Source organism: Phocaeicola faecicola (assembly GCF_013618865.1).
GTDB lineage: Bacteria > Bacteroidota > Bacteroidia > Bacteroidales > Bacteroidaceae > Phocaeicola > Phocaeicola faecicola.
In genome coordinates this window covers 1-2,477 of record NZ_JABSOE010000137.1, presented here as the reverse complement: position 1 = coordinate 2,477, position 2,477 = coordinate 1, and the positions used below count along the sequence as shown (strand labels likewise).

General features: G+C 42.2%; 1 protein-coding gene. It reads right to left on the bottom strand.

Annotated features, from left to right (window positions below):
• Positions 1-101 precede the first annotated feature (101 nt).
• A complete protein-coding gene (locus H3001_RS18955) occupies positions 102-1,913 on the bottom strand; it encodes a reverse transcriptase/maturase family protein (protein ID WP_016270896.1) in 1,812 nt (603 codons plus the stop codon).
• Positions 1,914-2,477: the final 564 nt, after the last annotated feature.

Below are 2,477 nucleotides of genomic sequence, written 5' to 3'. Positions count from 1 at the left end.
ATGGACGCCTTGCCACCTTTCGGTGGTAGGTTTCCCATAACCTGCCCCCGAACCGTACGTGCAGGTCTCCCTGCATACGGCTCTCCACTGGTAATATCAGTTTATTTGTCATGTTCATGAATTTTGGCATTACAATGTTCACATACCGCCAATGTCTTGCGCCATTTCTTAATCATTATTCGGTGCCACTCAGTGTTGAGGGGTATCCCTTTGAGTTTACGAACCTGATACATTACGGTCTTGACATTGGTTGCTCCACACAGTTCACATTTGTGTTCCATAAGTCTCTCTGCGAGAGTAGGAAACGGAAGTACAAATGTATTTGGTAAATTATCGCAAGTTGCGTCTTTGTTTGGTTCTTGCCTCGCAAATCCATCGTTATAGAATATTCGGAACTTGGTTTCCCCTTTCTTTTCTTGATAAGGAATTGCCAAATCATGGTCTCTCCTGTACTTTCGTATTACCTTGGCAGTAGATGAATTTAATTTCTTTGCTAAGGTCTTGCAGAAACTATATCGCATTATGTAACCGAATTTACTTCCTGCATAAGAGATGTTGTCCGCAATTCTATAATATTGGTACAAACCTCTAATTTCAGTTGTATAGCGTGCGCAGATTGTTGCAGGGTCTTCCTTGGTTAGGTAATTGCGTGGCATGGCATACCAAATTTCCTTTCCATTGATTACCCTAAGTTCCATAGCCTTCAGTTCCAATAATTTCTTTTGGACGGTGGCAATGGGCAGAGTAAGCATTATGCGTCCGCTAAACGGTCTCTTCAACCAACCCAGCTTATTTCGCTTCATGGCTTCGGATTTTCTGATAGAGATTTCATACCCAAGAAACTTTGCTGAGTCCTGTGCATTTGTGATAAGAGTCTTTTCTTCAGATAGTTCAAGTTTTAGCTTGTCTCTCATGAAGGTTGTAAAATCCTTTTTCATCTTTACACAATCGTCCTTGCTACCAATTACACCGATTAGAAAATCATCGGCATATCTGATATATTTGAGTCTCTTGTAATTGCTATCCATAGCCATTGACGCTGATGTATTGCGAGTCATTGCTTCCGCAACTTTCAGTTGGGAAAGCAATTCTCTTTTGATGTCCTCATCTGTGGCGTTTCTGATAGCCTTGCGTAACCTTATAGCCTTTCGACTATATTTTGCGTGGAGTGGGTTTTCCCGCCTTTTCTTGCCTTTATCGAAGGATTCAGCATACTCACGCATGTACTTATCGAACTTATCAAGGTAAACATTAGCCAGAATGGGGCTTATAATTCCTCCTTGTGGTGTTCCCGAATACGTGTTGTGAAATGTAAAATCTTCAATATAACCAGCCTTAAGGAATTTCCATATCAGTCGAATAAATCTTTCGTCTGATATACGCTCACGAAGAGTGTCAATCAAAATATGGTGGTCGATGTTGTCGAAGAACCCTTTGATGTCTCCTTCAATGAACCAGTTTGCACCAGTGAAGAGATTTCGGATGGAACGCAAGGCTGTCTGACAGCTTCTTCTTGGTCTGAATCCATGCGAAGTATCCTCGAAATGTCCTTCGTAAATAGCTTCAAGAATAAGTCTGACGACCTCTTGTACCATCTTATCTTCGATTGATGGTATGCCTAATGGTCTTTTCTTCCCATTCTTTTTGGGAATATAGACTCTTCGGGCTGGTGTTGGCATGTAGCTTTCATCCTTTAGCGTAGCTATCAGATGTCCTATTCTTTCAATACTCATTCCGTCAATGGTTTTATCGTCTGAGCCAGGTGTCATGTTACCGGGTTTTGCATATATCCGCTGATAGGCTACATAAAACATCTGTTCATTGAATAGGATGCGGTACAACCTTTCATACTTGTAATGCACATCTTTACTATGTGCAGATAAACTGTTTAATATGGTCTCTGGATTTCTCATACGTCTCACACGTTATCATTTGACTATATTAAGATTACCAAGCTGTTCCCCTTCGCCATGTACGTGGCTTTCCCACGCTCAGACTACTACGGGAACTCCGTTGCCATGCGGAGTTTTCAGAGCCTGCGCTCATAGCCTTTCGGCATCTCCGTGTAGGCAATCCCCATTTAGTGGACTTGATAACTTGGCTTGACAGACTATCGGATGCAACGTACATCCTTTTCCGTTTTCTGTCGGATATGTCGCAGTAAATTCCTTGCCCATCACTCCGTTCAATAAGCGTGGGTACTGCGAGGCAACGTATGTAACTGCTTTCCGTTGCCACCTCTACATAAGTCATAGGACTATTGTTCAACCAATCAGGCTTCATCCTTATGTCTGTCTTTTCCCAATAGCAATTCAGTCGCAGTTTAGCAATTAACTGACTTATCGCGTTACCGACATGCTTCACTCCCCGTTTGGTTTCCCATTCGGATAAGTCGGTTTGGGATAGGTTTCTTAATTGGAATACTAACCTAATCACTTGCCAGTGTGATTATTATCAAGCCCCTATTATGGGCGCAC